Source organism: Ruminococcus flavefaciens (genome assembly GCF_900116855.1).
GTDB lineage: Bacteria > Bacillota > Clostridia > Oscillospirales > Ruminococcaceae > Ruminococcus > Ruminococcus flavefaciens_R.
In genome coordinates this window covers 72,919-87,089 of record NZ_UETD01000003.1, presented here as the reverse complement: position 1 = coordinate 87,089, position 14,171 = coordinate 72,919, and the positions used below count along the sequence as shown (strand labels likewise).

At 48.7% G+C, this 14,171-nt stretch carries 13 protein-coding genes; 6 read left to right on the top strand and 7 right to left on the bottom strand.

Annotated elements, in window-relative coordinates; translation table 11 throughout:
- Nucleotides 1–96 precede the first annotated feature (96 nt).
- Together DSZ37_RS02780 and DSZ37_RS02775 are read left to right on the top strand one after the other, a co-directional pair.
- Nucleotides 97–657, top strand: a complete 561-nt coding sequence (locus DSZ37_RS02780) for an RNA polymerase sigma factor (RefSeq protein WP_109725448.1) — start codon at nt 97–99, stop codon at nt 655–657.
- Nucleotides 644–1,510, top strand: a complete 867-nt coding sequence (locus DSZ37_RS02775) for a hypothetical protein (protein ID WP_109725447.1) — start codon at nt 644–646, stop codon at nt 1,508–1,510. The genes DSZ37_RS02780 and DSZ37_RS02775 overlap by 14 nt, the downstream gene beginning before the upstream one ends.
- 31 nt (nt 1,511–1,541) lie before the next feature.
- Here DSZ37_RS02775 and DSZ37_RS02770 read toward each other — a convergent pair whose 3' ends face one another.
- On the bottom strand, nt 1,542–1,868 hold the full coding sequence (locus DSZ37_RS02770) for a helix-turn-helix domain-containing protein (protein ID WP_109725446.1): 327 nt from the start codon (nt 1,866–1,868) through the stop codon (nt 1,542–1,544).
- Nucleotides 1,869–2,093: 225 nt separating this feature from the next.
- Here DSZ37_RS02770 and DSZ37_RS02765 point away from each other — a divergent pair, with 225 nt between their 5' ends.
- Nucleotides 2,094–2,417, top strand: coding sequence for a hypothetical protein (locus DSZ37_RS02765; RefSeq protein ID WP_109725445.1), 324 nt, complete (start codon nt 2,094–2,096; stop codon nt 2,415–2,417).
- 49 nt (nt 2,418–2,466) lie between these two features.
- Here DSZ37_RS02765 and DSZ37_RS02760 read toward each other — a convergent pair whose 3' ends face one another.
- A complete protein-coding gene (locus DSZ37_RS02760; protein WP_109725444.1) occupies nt 2,467–3,465 on the bottom strand; it encodes a GGGtGRT protein in 999 nt (332 codons plus the stop codon).
- Between the two features lie 14 nt (nt 3,466–3,479).
- Nucleotides 3,480–4,172, bottom strand: coding sequence for an iron-sulfur cluster assembly scaffold protein (locus tag DSZ37_RS02755; protein ID WP_109725443.1), 693 nt, complete (start codon nt 4,170–4,172; stop codon nt 3,480–3,482).
- A gap of 328 nt (nt 4,173–4,500) precedes the next feature.
- Here DSZ37_RS02755 and DSZ37_RS02750 point away from each other — a divergent pair, with 328 nt between their 5' ends.
- Both DSZ37_RS02750 and DSZ37_RS02745 read left to right on the top strand, forming a co-directional pair.
- Nucleotides 4,501–4,968, top strand: coding sequence for a C-GCAxxG-C-C family protein (locus tag DSZ37_RS02750; protein WP_109725442.1), 468 nt, complete (start codon nt 4,501–4,503; stop codon nt 4,966–4,968).
- A 131-nt stretch (nt 4,969–5,099) separates the two neighbouring features.
- The gene (locus DSZ37_RS02745) at nt 5,100–6,212 is read left to right on the top strand and encodes a GGDEF domain-containing protein (protein WP_109725441.1); all 1,113 of its coding nucleotides are present in this window, start codon (nt 5,100–5,102) and stop codon (nt 6,210–6,212) included.
- A 338-nt stretch (nt 6,213–6,550) separates the two neighbouring features.
- On the opposite strand, the gene DSZ37_RS02740 is transcribed toward DSZ37_RS02745, so the two are convergent.
- The 4 genes from DSZ37_RS02740 to DSZ37_RS02725 form a co-directional block, all read right to left on the bottom strand.
- A complete protein-coding gene (locus DSZ37_RS02740; protein ID WP_109725440.1) occupies nt 6,551–8,923 on the bottom strand; it encodes a glycoside hydrolase family 44 protein in 2,373 nt (790 codons plus the stop codon).
- Nucleotides 8,924–8,990: 67 nt separating this feature from the next.
- Nucleotides 8,991–9,887, bottom strand: coding sequence for a helix-turn-helix domain-containing protein (locus DSZ37_RS02735; protein WP_109725439.1), 897 nt, complete (start codon nt 9,885–9,887; stop codon nt 8,991–8,993).
- 155 nt (nt 9,888–10,042) lie between these two features.
- On the bottom strand, nt 10,043–12,817 hold the full coding sequence (locus tag DSZ37_RS02730) for an FtsX-like permease family protein (protein WP_109725438.1): 2,775 nt from the start codon (nt 12,815–12,817) through the stop codon (nt 10,043–10,045).
- Nucleotides 12,818–12,829: 12 nt separating this feature from the next.
- Complete coding sequence (locus tag DSZ37_RS02725) at nt 12,830–13,546, bottom strand: ABC transporter ATP-binding protein (RefSeq protein ID WP_109725437.1); 717 nt, start codon at nt 13,544–13,546, stop codon at nt 12,830–12,832.
- Nucleotides 13,547–13,947: 401 nt separating this feature from the next.
- On the opposite strand from DSZ37_RS02725, the gene DSZ37_RS02720 reads away from it, so the two are divergent.
- The gene (locus tag DSZ37_RS02720) at nt 13,948–14,160 is read left to right on the top strand and encodes a FeoA family protein (RefSeq protein WP_109725436.1); all 213 of its coding nucleotides are present in this window, start codon (nt 13,948–13,950) and stop codon (nt 14,158–14,160) included.
- Nucleotides 14,161–14,171 lie beyond the last annotated feature (11 nt).

Here is a 14,171-nt window from a genome sequence, read left to right as displayed (position 1 = left end):
GGTGAAAAAAAGTTGTATCATAGGTGTGAGGTCAGGAGCTTCTCCGTCGTGTAAGGAGTGAAGGACAGTGAAGATCCTTCGGAAAGGAGTGTCTCAATGGACAACGGTGCAAGTAGCTACCGCCGTTTCCGCGATGAAGGCGACATGGAAGGTCTCGCCGAGATAATCAGGGACTACAAGGACGGTCTTATCTTCTATCTGTGCAGTATCCTCGGGAATATCCACACCGCCGAGGACATTGCCGAGGACACCTTCGTGCTTCTCGGCACAAAAAAGCCCCGTGACAAGGGCAAGGGGCAGTTCCGCACATGGCTGTATACCATCGGTCGGAACCTCGCCATAGACCACCTGCGCAAATGCAGAAGACGGGGCGAGGTCTCCGCGGAGGACGCTCCCGAGGTCGTAAGCGACGAGGAGGGGCTGGAGGAAGCCTATATCCGCGAGGAGAGAAAAATAATCCTCCACCGCGCAATGCGCAGACTGAAGCCCGAATACAGACAAGTGCTGTGGCTGATATACTTCGAGGAGTTCAGCACCAAAGAAGCAGCCGCAGTCATGAAGAAAAGCGTCCACAACACCGAGACTCTGGCATACCGTGCCAGAATGTCACTTCGCAAACAGCTTGAAATGGAGGGCTTTGACTATGAAAACCTATGATGAGATGAAAGAGAATGTCTTCCGCCGCATTGAAGATATAGAGGCGGAGAAAAAGCGCAAAAGGAAGATATATACAAGGACAGCAGCGGCAGTTGCTCCCCTGTGCGCCGCAGGTGCGGCTGTGTTCACACTCTGGAGCGGCGGAGCCTTCGGGAAGGGTACAGACTCTGAAGGAGTGAAGTCCTTTAACGCCATTGCAGGAGTGGAAAGCTTCGGCTCAAGCTATGCAGCAAGCTTTTCAGAAACCAGTACGGTCGTAGATACAAAGGTCGCTGTATCAAGGACAGACAGTCCCGAGAACACGACCACAGAAAAGGCAGAAGCGACTTCCGTACATGAGGTGCAGCCCGATACAGAGGAGCAGTTCGCTGAGGAGGAAAAGACCACGGCTGAAAGCACCACTGCTGCAAGGGCGACAACTGCGGAGAGAAACGCAGTTACCAACAGTAACGATGTCCCAACCGCAACAACAGCCGTGGAAACACCCACAGCGCCCCCTGCAAACCTCTGGTGTATCTTTGTCAGCAGCATAAGCTATAACGGCACCGACTACCGCGACAGCACCGTGAATATTTCCTCCTTTACACAGGACAGATATATCGGCAAAGTAAGCGACTTCGCAGGCAGCTACGGAGACACAGGGAACTACCGTATCAACCCCGGTGACAGCGTCTATACGGTCAAGGAGACTCCCGACCTGCTGCTTGTAGTAAAAGCGGACAGCAGCTCCGTCTACGGCAGCGTGATACCAATGTGCAGCAGCAGCTTTTCGGGCGACAGCTACGGCTACGGCAGCCTTGTGCCAAATCTCCAATTTCCCGACAGCGGCGATGAGCCTGCGGTCATTAACTAAAAGAAAAGGGCAGTCCACAAGGACTGCCTTTTTATTTTAAGTTTGAATTTACAAATAGCTTAATATGGTCATCAATATATTTCTTTTGCTTTTGATTCAGCAATTTATAACTGTTAAGTAACTCAATATTGTCTGTAGGAGCAGGAGTCCCCATAAGGATATAATCGGTGGAGATCTCAAGTATCTCTGATAATTGAAGAAGTATCTCAAAGCTCATGCCTGCGTGACCGTTTTCGATACGGCTATAGTGATTTTGTGAGATGTCAAGCTTTTCGTAAACGTATTGCTGAGTATAACCTAATGAAAGACGTTGATTCTGTATGCGCTGACCGATTGCAAGCAAGTCGATTTTCATCATTATATCACCCTCCTACATAATAAATTATACATAATATATCATATCAATTTAATTATTTATAAGATTATATATTTGTTATAATATTATGTATTAGGCAATATAAATAAATTCAATTCTCCTGTTTTGTACTTTCATACATTTATTATTAAGAGATTGTAAAGCTTAATCCTTTTATATTGATTTGAAATTTCAATAATGATAGTATTAGTAAGAAGGAGGGATTGTATGTCAAACAACAATATTTCAAATTTTCCAAATGCAAACAACAGTTCCACTAAACCTAATGGTTGTGCTGTAGTCATAATAGCAATTATACTATTATTGATTCTATTTGGTTGCTACTCCACGTTATCAGAAAAAAAATCACATAAAAGTAAATGTTATTGGTGTGGAATGGAAGAAAGCTGTCATATGTATGATTTACAATATATAGACGGTTATAATCCAAATGGCAGTTTTAAATTTGAACATAAAATTGTTTTTATGAGTAGTAAATGTGCTGATGACGCCAGAAAAAGCGGGAAATACACTAATGTAACAGAATGTTAAAAAAGGCAGTCCCTAAGGACTGCCCTTTATTTTTATATTCGGTAATGAATTACTTCATAGCCTCTTCAACAGCAACTGCGCAAGCAACTGTTGCACCAACCATCGGGTTGTTGCCCATACCGATAAGACCCATCATCTCAACGTGAGCAGGAACTGAAGATGAACCTGCGAACTGAGCGTCAGAGTGCATACGTCCCATAGTATCTGTCATACCGTAGGAAGCAGGGCCTGCAGCCATGTTGTCGGGGTGGAGAGTACGTCCTGTACCGCCGCCTGAAGCAACTGAGAAGTACTTCTTGCCTGCGTCTGTACGCTCCTTCTTATATGTACCTGCAACGGGGTGCTGGAAACGTGTGGGGTTAGTGGAGTTACCTGTGATGGAAACGTCAACGTTTTCCTTCCACATGATAGCAACGCCTTCTCTTACGTCGTTAGCGCCGTAGCAGTTGACCTTCGCACGGAGACCGTCTGAGTATGCCTTGCGGAATACTTCCTTGACCTCGCCTGTAGCGTAGTCCATCTCTGTCTCAATGTATGTAAAGCCGTTGATACGAGCAATGATCTGAGCAGCGTCCTTGCCGAGACCGTTGAGGATAACGCGGAGGGGCTTCTGACGAACCTTGTTAGCCTTCTCAGCGATACCGATAGCACCCTCAGCAGCAGCGAATGACTCGTGACCTGCGAGGAATGCGAAACACTCTGTATCTTCCTCAAGGAGCATCTTGCCGAGGTTACCGTGACCGAGACCAACCTTACGCTGATCAGCAACAGAACCGGGGATGCAGAAAGCCTGGAGGCCTTCACCGATAGCTGCAGCAGCGTCAGCAGCTCTTGTGCAGCCCTTCTTTATAGCGATAGCGCAGCCTACTGTGTAAGCCCACTTTGCATTTTCAAAACAGATAGGCTGGATGCCCTCAACGAGCTTATAGATATCCAGACCCTTTGCCTTACATACGTCAGCGCACTCCTCGATGGAGCTGATGCCGTAGTTCTTGAGAACGTCGAGGATCTGCTTCTCACGTCTCTCATATGATTCAAATAAAGCCATTTTACAAGTCCTCCTTATTCTTTTCTGGGATCAACGATCTTAACTGCGTCAGCAACTCTGCCGTACTGGCCCTGAGCCTTTTCAAATGCAGTATTTGCATCATCGCCTGCCTTGATGAAGTCCATCATCTTACCGAAGTTGATGAACTTGTAGCCGATGATCTCGTCGTCCTCATTAAGAGCGAGACCTGTGATGTAGCCGTCTGTGAGCTCCAGGTAGCGGGGACCCTTCTTTAGAGTACCGTATGTAGTACCGATCTGTGAACGGAGGCCCTTACCGAGGTCCTCAAGACCAGCACCTACAACGAGACCGCCCTCAGAGAATGCAGACTGTGAACGTCCGTAAACGATCTGGAGGAAGAGCTCTCTCATAGCTGTGTTGATAGCGTCACAAACGAGGTCAGTGTTAAGAGCCTCGAGTATAGTTCTGCCGGGAAGGATCTCAGCAGCCATAGCTGCGGAATGAGTCATGCCCGAGCAGCCGATAGTCTCAACAAGTGCCTCCTGGATAACGCCTTCCTTGACGTTGAGTGTGAGCTTGCAGGTACCCTGCTGAGGTGCACACCAGCCGATTCCGTGTGTAAAGCCTGAAATATCCTTTATCTCCTTAGCCTTGACCCACTTAGCCTCCTCGGGTATCGGAGCAGCGCCGTGAGCAACGCCCTGTGCGATAGGGCACATTGTTTCAACTTCGTGCGAATAAATCATTATAAATACTCCTTTCGGTTTTTAGGCAGCCGGATAATCTGCCCTGCATACAAGATTTATTATACAACATTTCCCCTTCTTAATCAAGAAAAAACGATAAAAATACGAGCTACAATTGTTATCAGACACTAACATTTATTTTTTGCTTTTGTGCTGTAAATGTTGATTTTCAGCGTGATTTGTTATATAATAATTCTGACCGAACACTATAAAGTCGATGCGGAAATGCAGGCTTTTCACCTGTTTCTGCATAGGGGACAGGCTGTCATGCTGCCTTGCTGATATGATTTGTTTTCCCCAACAGACTTATATTCAAGGAGTTGTTGAAATGTCATCGGATCACGCTGAAAAAGCCTGTCAGCTCTTCGCGGGAGGGCTTAACTGTTCCCAGTCTGTTTTCGCCGCATTTTCCGACATTACCGGCATGGACTGCGACCTTGCGCTGCGCCTTTCGTCCTCTTTCGGAGGAGGTATGGGACGCATGAGGGAGGTCTGCGGCACCTGCTCTGCAATGTTCATGATCGCAGGTATTCTCTACGGCCTCGGCGAGAGCTACACCCATGAGGAAAAGACCGAGCACTACAAGCGGATACAGGAGCTTGCCGCTCTTTTCAAAGAAAAGCATGACACGATCATCTGCCGTGAGCTTCTCAAAGGGCTGAAGGTGACAAGCACCCCCGAGCCGGAAAAGCGGACCGAGCAGTACTACAAGGTGCGCCCCTGCATAAAGTTCGTGCGCACTGCGGCTGAGATACTCGACAGGTATATCGCCGAAAACCCACCCTCACAAAAATAACAGTATATTTTCTGATCCCGTTATGCAAATTTTACATTTTGTTTATTGCAATCTGCGCGGATATGTTATATAATATATTAGTATAGATCTGAACCTCTCATCACATCACCCGAAGGGAAGTGATAGTTTTTATGAGTTCGGGCAGAAGCTCTGAAATAGTACGCGAATTTGTCGCAAATAACCGAAAGCTGTTTGAAGAGACCAATGAAAAATTCATCTACGCAATCGGTTTTGCACTCTGCCTTCTCGCTCATTCGACCTATCTTATAATGTTCCTTGTACTCAAAGTCAGGGAAATGATGTATTTCAATATATTCAGCGTGGTATTCTATCTCACACTCGTTATACTCGTCCTCACCCTGAGGAAAGGTCACAGTATCCTTCTTTACACCGCCGCGTCTGAGGTCATAATCCATGCCGCTCTGGCAACCTACCTCATGGGATGGGATGCGGATTTCGGCATATTCCTTCTCATACTTATACCCATTATCTTTCTAATGATGAAGGGAAGACTTCTTGTGCCGTACATTTTCACGGCAGTCTCAATGGGACTTTTCCTGTGGCTGAGGGTAAGAAGAAACCGCCATGCAGACCTGAAATACGTCTTTACGGATAATAAGATCATAAACGCATTGTACATACTCAACGCGGTCATCGGCATCCTTTTCCTTGTATACACCCTTACGGTGTATATGCTCAACCGCGTGGATATGGAATACAGACTCACTGCGCAGAGCGAGGAGTTCAAGAAAGCAGCTTCCATTGATCCGCTGACCCAGCTCTTCAACCGCCGCGCAATGAACGAGAAGATAAGGGAGATACGACGCAACAGCGCTACTCCCAGAAGCCGATACGTCATCGGTATCGGAGACATCGACAACTTCAAGAAGATCAACGACACCTATGGACATGACACAGGCGATAAGGTACTGGTTTATGTGGCAAACCTTTTCATAAGCATGATACCCGACGGCGGCTATGCTGCAAGATGGGGCGGTGAGGAATTCCTCTTCGTACTGCCCGAATCCCAGATAGTTGACGGTCTGGACTTCACCGACCAGATGCACAAGTCTCTCAGGGCTCACACCTTCGAGATAGACGACTGCCTTTTCGGAGTGACCATGACCTTCGGCGTCAGCGAGGGTATCCCCACCGACAAGATAGACACCGTTATCACTCATGCCGACAAGAGGCTCTACAAGGGCAAGAACAACGGCAAGAACCATACGGAATATACAGACTGAAAAAGCTCCCGAATATGCTTCGGGAGCTTTTATTTGTTAGTGCATGGTCCGATCATTTACGCCCTTGCGTGTTGCAAAGCTAAATCGGAATTTATATTTGTAGGGGACGCCGCCCTCGGCGTCCCGCGAAATTTATTACACGCCCAACGGGACGCCGAGGGCGGCGTCCCCTACATTAGCTAACGGCTAAGGGCTAACGGCTCAAATCATAGTTTTGCTCCGCAAAATTATGATTTATCTCAGCAGATAAATAACACAATGCCCCGAGCACTTTTCAGCGCTCAGGGGCATTGGCACCTGTCAGACAGGTGCCTTTTTGAGAGAGGGTATTATTTCAGTCATGAAAGACTGTCGATTATGTGAAGGAGGAACTCCTGAATGCGGAGGGCATCTCCCGAGGTAAGTCCCTTGGTGGTCTTGTCAACGTCGCCGTTGATCCTGCCCTGCTCTGTAATAGTGTACTTGTTGGGATTTGCAAGGCTCTGCATGATAAGTATAGCGTCTGCCAGCTCAACTGTACCGTCGCAGTTAGCATCGCCGTAAGCTGTGTCCTTGTCACCGCCTGTTGTGGTAACAGTTGTAGTCGTTGTTGATGTAACAGTGGTCGTGGTAGTAGTTGTTGTCTCCTTGGGAGCCTCGCCCTGAGGATACTCATATACCACCTGAATGTTGTTGTACTTCAGCTCAACGTGGTCTTCCTTTTCGGAAGCGTCCCACCACTGCTGGAGCTCTACCTTTCCCTCGATTATGGTAGCTTCAAGGTCTTCCTTTACCTTTTCTTCACCCTCACCTGTCTCCTTGGTGAAGATACCGTCGAACTTTACTGTTGCTGTGGAGTTGCTTCCCAGTGAAAGTGAATAGCTCTTGTATGTCCAGAAGCCTGTGCCGTCCTTAGCCTTTACGTTCATGCATACTGCACAGCCTGCTGTGCCCCAGCTTGAACCTGCGGGAGATGTAACAGAGCCGTTGATGATGATCTTTGAAAGGTGCTCAGCGTCCTCGATGGGAACTACCACGAAGCCCTTGTCGTTGGTAATGGACTCGATATCAGTGATCTCAACAGTCTTTACCTCGGGCTTGCTCTCTGAATAGGTCTTGAGACCGTCAAATGCGTCTGCCTTGTCGGAAACTACTACCATAGCTGCTGAGAAAGCAGGAAGCTCTGCCTTCACCTTGTTGTCCTCAACGTCCTTGATGATGTCGATGAGTCTTATCTCCTCTGTATCGCCGTATACAGCGTAAACTGCTGCTGACTTATAAGTCTTGTCAGCGTTCTTGAGGTCGATGACAGCATTCTCGCTGCTGTTCAGGTCCTTGTTTGTGATCATTACAGTGACCTCAGAGTCATCATCTGCATCCACAGCTGCATATGTGCTCGACTTTGAAACGTCCTCGGTGGAAGCAGGGATGAGTGTATCGCCGAAGCTGCCGCCCTTGCCGTCGTAGTTTGTGTAGAGGTCTATGCCCGAAAGGATGTAAGGCTCGCCGCCCCAGAGAGTTGCGAAGTAAACGCCCTGATCCGCATAGCAGCCCAGTGCCTCAGCCTGCGCGATAGTGCCGGAAGCATTGTCGCCGCCGCCGAAGTTGTACTCGGAGATACCCAGCTTTGTTCCGGGGTAATATGTGTCGATGGACTTCTGTATAGTGGGAAGTATCGGCACGTTCTCCATGCACCACTGTCCTATCCAGCTGTTCTCCGAGAAGCCTTTCTCATAGAGAGTGCGGACGGACTGTAATCTGTCCTCGATGCCGTTTCTTGCGGACTCGGAATAATAGTGTATATCCAGAACGTCGAGGAGTCTTGTGCCGCTCTCCTCGGAAGCCTTGTGCATCTGGTCCAGATAGCAGTCAAGGTACCAGTGGTAGTTGTTTTCGCTCTTAATCTTCTCCCACTCGTCGTGCTGCTCGTCATCGTCGAGGTGGTCGAATGCAGTATAGCCGTAGAGTGCGGGACCGAATACCTCAGCCTTGGGGTCAAGCTTCTTGACAGCCTTTGCCATCTCGATGGACTTGCTGCCCAGCTCCTCGATGGTAACAGGCTCGGGATGCATCCTGCTGTGGGTATCGTTCCAGAGAACAGGCTCATTGTCAAGGCTGTAGCCCTGTATGCCTGTTGCAGACTGTGAGTCGCCCAGCTTGTTGATGATGTAGTTCACATACTCGTCCATGTAGACAACTCCGTCATCGAGGTCGGGAGTATCCGCGAACGGAGCGTTCTTTGTGAGGACCACCTTGTTCCAGCGCTTTGAGGGAGCCTTCTCCTCCTCGGTTACTGTGCCGTCCTTATCTGCCGAAACATAGCCTGCAAGCTGTAATGTGGTGAGCTTGTAGTTCACGTTGTACTTGGCTGCCTGCTTTGAGAGCACCTGTACGCAGTCCGCAGGGTCGCTGGAGTCCGAAAGGTTATTGTCGGAGCTGTGCTTCCAGTCCGAGCCGGCGTTTGAGGCGTTTGTCTCCCAGTTGTAGGCGGTCATACGGTTTCCGCCCTGACGTACAGCTGTTGCGGTAACGTCCTTCAGGTCGGCGGTGTACTGGTTCACGCCATAGATAAGAGGAGATATCTCCTTGCGCTCGCCCTTCAGGTCAACTGTCACGTTCATGTCGTAGCCGCCTGCCGCATTGGCGGTATTTCTCGGGATACCGTTCAAGGGCGCGGTCATTGTGCAGCCCGAAACTACGCAGGCTGCGATGAATGCTGCTGTCTTTTTCATGTTTTTTCCTCCGTTTTTTCCGCCGTAATGCCGACGGCGGATATTTCAACAGCCTTGGCTGCTGTTTTCACAGTTCATTTTCTCCCCACCACGGCACCTGAGGCACCACCTCGTCCTGAGCGCCGTTCTCACGCCTGAATGCGCCCTGCATCCAGAGCTCCACATTGGGGTCCATATACTGGAGATAGTTGGTTATGGTCTTTGCCAGCACCAGTATAAAGGTAAGGGGTATCTGATGTGTATAGCCGTAGAGTATCACAGATTTATCGGCGATATCGGCTGAAACTCGCCACACAAGTCCGAACCTGTCCATCCTGTCGATGATATGCTGTACCTTTCCGAGGTCAATGCCCAGCCTCTCCGATATCATCTCCACCGAGAACATCTTGTTTCTCACGCTGGCACCAAGGTAGCTGATAATGCTGATGGCGTCGGCGTCCGCAAGAGTGTTGAACAGTCTTATCATGTTGGTGGTATCGCCGAAATAGGAATTCACGCCGTTCTCGGGTATCTCCAGAAAGCAGAAGTACCTCAGGTCGGGGCTTATCCTCGAAAGCGCCAGCTCCCTGTCGGTCTTGAGCCCTGCGTAGGTCTCATGCTCATAGCTGTCGTGGAGCCTTCCCACGGAATCGCTGTTGGGGTTGCAGGCGCAGAGCGCGCTGTACATTATCCGCATGAACTTTTCCGAGCGCTCCTCGGGAGATGCTGCCCTGAGCTCGTCATTTACCAGCTGCTCGATATCTCTTTCTCTGTCCACCACGTCCACTCCGAAAAGCGAATCAAGGGATGTATCCAGCTCCATTGCCAGCTTGGGAAGGAGCTCGCAGTCGGGATAGCTTGTGTTCTCCCACTTGGAAACAGCCTGCGGTGAGACATTGAGTCTGGCGGCGAGCTGCTCCTGAGTAAGACCCAGAGCCTTGCGCCTTTTGACGAGATTTGTTCTGAAAACGCTTTTTCTGTCCATGCTGCACCCCACATTCTCTGTTTGCTTTACATTTACATTGTATCACAACCCAAGGTAGAGTTCAAGCGAATTATTATAGACTTTTTGCAACCATTGGTTGAACTGATTAAAAAAAGAGCCATAAAGGAAGATTTTCCTCTATGGCTCGGTGAAGATCACTCTACATTTTTCAGTGCAAGCACCTTGGGTATGTGTTTTATTCTTGTGAAGTCTATAATGCTTATGATGAGATAAGCTATGAATACCATCAGGAACTCCTTGACAAAGCCCGAGAAGGGTATTATAAACTCGAAATAGCCGCCCATACTCATGAGCATCACCTTCCATGCCGCCTTCATTGCGTTATAGCCGATGAAGATAGCAAGGAACTCCGTTATGAACACCACTATCGCCGTGGTAACAAGGTACAGCGAAGCTATCTCGCTGTTTTCGTAGCCCAGTATCTTTACCATGGATATAGAGCGCTCGTTCTTCTCAATGATTATCTTTGTCAGCAGATAGAGTATTATGGCTGCAACTATCACGCACACATACTGGAAATAGACCATATAGTCGCCCATTGAGTGGTCCAGCTGATTAGCTACCTTCAGCAGATCGTCGGCAGTTATGGTCTTGGCGATGTACTTCTCGTCGATATCATCTATGTGACTGTCGGAGAGATAGCCCGTGAAGCTTCCCTCGTCCCTGTCAAATATCTTATTGAAGCGCTCCCCCGACATATACACCGCAACTCCCGAGGAATTGTCGTATATATCATAGACCTTCCATGTGTAATCCACGTTCTCGAATTTCTCCTCGAGAGTTATCTCATCGCCCTTTTCGATGCCGAACTTGTCGGCGTATGCCTTGGAGATATACACCTCGTCATCGGCAGAGCTGTTGAAGAAATCATCGTCCAGACTGAAATAACGGCTTCCCATTTCAACGCCGTAAACCGATACTTCCTCCTTGTAGTCGTCGGACTTGCGCTCCAGTGAAGCCATTGAGAACTGCTCGGCTCCCTCGGCGGAGGTCTTTATGATATTGCCGTCCTCGTCCTCGGTCGAGGTGAGTATCACCTGCTCCTTTGCCACCATCATATTGGGCATTTCTTTCTTGTAATAGTCCAGTGTTTCTGGCATTCCCACAGCCATCGACAGCAGCAGCATTATGAAGCATACTCCCACGAACATCATTATGTAGTTGGGGATATTCTGGAGGAATACGCGCATACGGAAGCGTGCGAAGAACTTCCATTTAGGCAGCCTTATGGCTTTCTTTCTGCGTGTTTTCTTCAGGTCGTGGCGCAGGAAGCGCAGAGGTGACAGCTTCAGCTTTCTTGTGATGACAAAGAGGTTTATAACGATCATTATGATGACAGGCACCACTGTAGTCTTTACAAATGCATCGGGAGTCCATACAGTCTCGTATGTGGGAAGGCTGTAGCTGTTGTAATACATGGCAACGATAACGTTCTTCATGCAGGTATATCCGAGGATATTTCCCACTATCGCCGCACCTGCTATGACAAGGACAGGTGCGCTCATGTAATAGCGTACCAGCTCTCCCTTGGTGAAGCCCGACGCACGGAGAGTTCCGATGACGGAGGACTCCTTTTCCAGTGAGGTGTTGATCGTGACCGCGCAGATGAATGCCAGAACCGCCACAAGTATGTACAGCAGCACTCCGCCCATGGACTTATCAGAGCCCATATCGTCAGTAGCAAAGTTTATGGCGTTATTCGCATATGCAGGCACGAAGTCCTTTATCTCGGTCTCCTTGTCCGCAGCAGCTGTCTGTGTTATCAGGGACTTGAGGAAATTATCCGAGAGCTTCTTCTCCTCGAATTTGTCCTCGGGCTGCTTTTCGTAAACATACGAATACACATAGCGCAGAGCTCCTCCCACACGCTCAAAGCCCTCGTCTGTGGTCATACCCACATCAAAGGTGATGGCATCGAACATCGTATCGGTGTTGTTCTCATAAAGGGTTATATAGTCCGTGAATGAGCAGAGTCCCGACACAGTGAAATCAGCCTTGCCCACATAGATGGTATCCCCCACCTTTATGCCCGTATTGTCGGCGTGCATACGGTCTATCATTATCTCATGGTCATTCTGCGGAGCCTTGCCCTTGAGTATGTCATATCTGTTGACGTCAGTTCTCTCGGCAAAAACTCTTATCTTGCCGTCAGGATCAACGGCGGCATCGGACTTTCTCTCCTCCTGCTCCTTGCAGAAAAGCTCGTAGACCTTTACGGGAACGGGATCAGTCTTTTCGTCCAGCTTGTACCTTTCGGAAAGCTCATCGTACTTGTCATCGATAGTCTTGTCTATCTCTTTTTTAGCCTCGTCCATAGCATCGGAGAGGGCGTCCTTGTACTCATGGGAGTCAAAGGCTTTTTCAAGAGCCTCCTCCACAGCTTTGTCGTAGTTCTCGGACATAGCCGCATCAAAGGCTTCATCAATGGCTTCCTGACGCTGAGCGTCATCTGCTTTTACGCCCATAGCCTCGGCAGCCTTCAGCTGCTCGTCAACGGCTGCGGTAACGCTGTCAAGTATGCCGCTTTCCACCTGCTCGCGGACGTTTTTCTCCAGCTCCTCCTCCACTGCCCCGGTGACTTCGTCCCCGGCTTCGGCATAGGCTTTTTCTTTCAGTGCAGCCGCAACGTCTGCGGTTTCGCCTGTCTCAATGGCGGATATGAGCTCGCTGTCAGCCTTCGCAGACAGCTCAAAGTGACCGCTCTCACGGCTGAATTTCTCCGCATTCTTATCAAGCGAAGTCATCATGCTGTTGTTTGCGACGTACATTCCCGACACGAAGCCTATGGTAACTACCAGCATGGCAAATATCATCAGATAGCGCTTCCACTCTCTGCGAAGGTCTCTCAGGACACGCTTTCTGAGCGGATTTTTCGGGCGCTTGCCGAATGAGATATTGTTTCCTTCCATCTCAGTGCCTCCTTACCATTCAAGCTCGGAAGCTGTTATCTTATTGGTGTTGAGGTCATCGTGCCTTATCTTGCCGTCACGGAGCTTTATCACATGGTCCGCCATCTGCTTTATGGCTTCATTGTGAGTTACCATGATGACTGTGTTGCCGTACTTCCGGTTGACCTCCTCAATAAGCCTGAGTATCTCCTTTGAGGTGGTATAGTCAAGAGCTCCCGTAGGCTCGTCACAGAGCAGTATATCGGGATTTTTAACGATAGCTCTTCCTATGGATACTCTCTGCTGCTGTCCGCCCGAGAGCTGGTTGGGCAGCTTGTGGCGGTGCTCATACAAGCCCAGTATTTTCAGCAGCTCATCGATGTCAAGAGGCTCGTCGGAGAGATAGGCTCCCGTCTCGATATTCTCCTTGACATTGAGGTCGGGTATGAGGTTGTACATCTGGAAAACGTATCCGAGATGCTTTCTTCTGTATCGGGTAAGCCCCTTTTCGTCCATATCCTCCAGCTTGTCGCCGTTGATGATTATTTCTCCCGAATCGGCATTGTCAATGCCGCCGAGGATGTTCAGAAGCGTGGATTTTCCCGAGCCCGAAGGTCCGAGAAGCACACAGAACTCGCCCTTGCCCACTGTGAAATCCAGCCCCTTGAGGACGTCCTGCTTTGTGTCACCGCTTCCGAAGCTCTTTTTGAGTCCTTTTACGTTAAGAAACTTCTTTTCTGCTTCACTCATGATGTTTTTCCCCCTGATCTCTATTTGGTTAGGTATTTCTAACCCTATATAATATTCTATCATTGTTGCACTCAGAAAATCAAGAACGTTTCACACAAATACATCAAACATTCTTGCGTATAACTTTGTACTGATTTACTGTATTGTTCTCTTGCCCTTAAAAGTCTCTGTTAACACGAGTATACGACACGGGACTATCAGCGGTTTAGCGTTGGATAACAGGGTTATGCAAAACTAACAATAAGCGTTGACATGATACCTCAACAAACTATATTTAACGACAAAAATACTATGGGCTTATTGACTTTTACTGTTAGCCGTGCTAAACTTTTATATGGTTAGCATGAGCTTACATTATTAAATGTATCCTCAGCATTCTTTAATGAAAGGGAGTATGGTTTATGATGCCGCTTAGTCTGGCAGATCAGGGGATCGAGCACACGATCGTGAAGATCGGCGGGAACGCTGAGGTAAAGAAGCACCTTGCGGACCTCGGCTTCACTGTTGGCGGACAGGTAACACTCGTTAATCTGCTCGGTGAAAATGTCATCGTCAACATAAGAGGCGCCCGTGTGGCTCTCGGCGCTGATATGGCAAAAAAGATAATGGTGTAATGGAGGGAAAA

What these genes read in the sequence shown, in the direction of transcription:
- DSZ37_RS02780 (WP_109725448.1), top strand. Translation starts at nt 97, where the DNA reads ATGGACAACGGTGCAAGTAGCTACCGCCGTTTCCGCGATGAAGGCGAC.
- DSZ37_RS02775 (WP_109725447.1), top strand. Translation starts at nt 644, where the DNA reads ATGAAAACCTATGATGAGATGAAAGAGAATGTCTTCCGCCGCATTGAA.
- DSZ37_RS02770 (WP_109725446.1), bottom strand. Translation starts at nt 1,868, where the DNA reads ATGATGAAAATCGACTTGCTTGCAATCGGTCAGCGCATACAGAATCAA.
- DSZ37_RS02765 (WP_109725445.1), top strand. Translation starts at nt 2,094, where the DNA reads ATGTCAAACAACAATATTTCAAATTTTCCAAATGCAAACAACAGTTCC.
- DSZ37_RS02760 (WP_109725444.1), bottom strand. Translation starts at nt 3,465, where the DNA reads ATGGCTTTATTTGAATCATATGAGAGACGTGAGAAGCAGATCCTCGAC.
- DSZ37_RS02755 (WP_109725443.1), bottom strand. Translation starts at nt 4,172, where the DNA reads ATGATTTATTCGCACGAAGTTGAAACAATGTGCCCTATCGCACAGGGC.
- DSZ37_RS02750 (WP_109725442.1), top strand. Translation starts at nt 4,501, where the DNA reads ATGTCATCGGATCACGCTGAAAAAGCCTGTCAGCTCTTCGCGGGAGGG.
- DSZ37_RS02745 (WP_109725441.1), top strand. Translation starts at nt 5,100, where the DNA reads ATGAGTTCGGGCAGAAGCTCTGAAATAGTACGCGAATTTGTCGCAAAT.
- DSZ37_RS02740 (WP_109725440.1), bottom strand. Translation starts at nt 8,923, where the DNA reads ATGAAAAAGACAGCAGCATTCATCGCAGCCTGCGTAGTTTCGGGCTGC.
- DSZ37_RS02735 (WP_109725439.1), bottom strand. Translation starts at nt 9,887, where the DNA reads ATGGACAGAAAAAGCGTTTTCAGAACAAATCTCGTCAAAAGGCGCAAG.
- DSZ37_RS02730 (WP_109725438.1), bottom strand. Translation starts at nt 12,817, where the DNA reads ATGGAAGGAAACAATATCTCATTCGGCAAGCGCCCGAAAAATCCGCTC.
- DSZ37_RS02725 (WP_109725437.1), bottom strand. Translation starts at nt 13,546, where the DNA reads ATGAGTGAAGCAGAAAAGAAGTTTCTTAACGTAAAAGGACTCAAAAAG.
- DSZ37_RS02720 (WP_109725436.1), top strand. Translation starts at nt 13,948, where the DNA reads ATGATGCCGCTTAGTCTGGCAGATCAGGGGATCGAGCACACGATCGTG.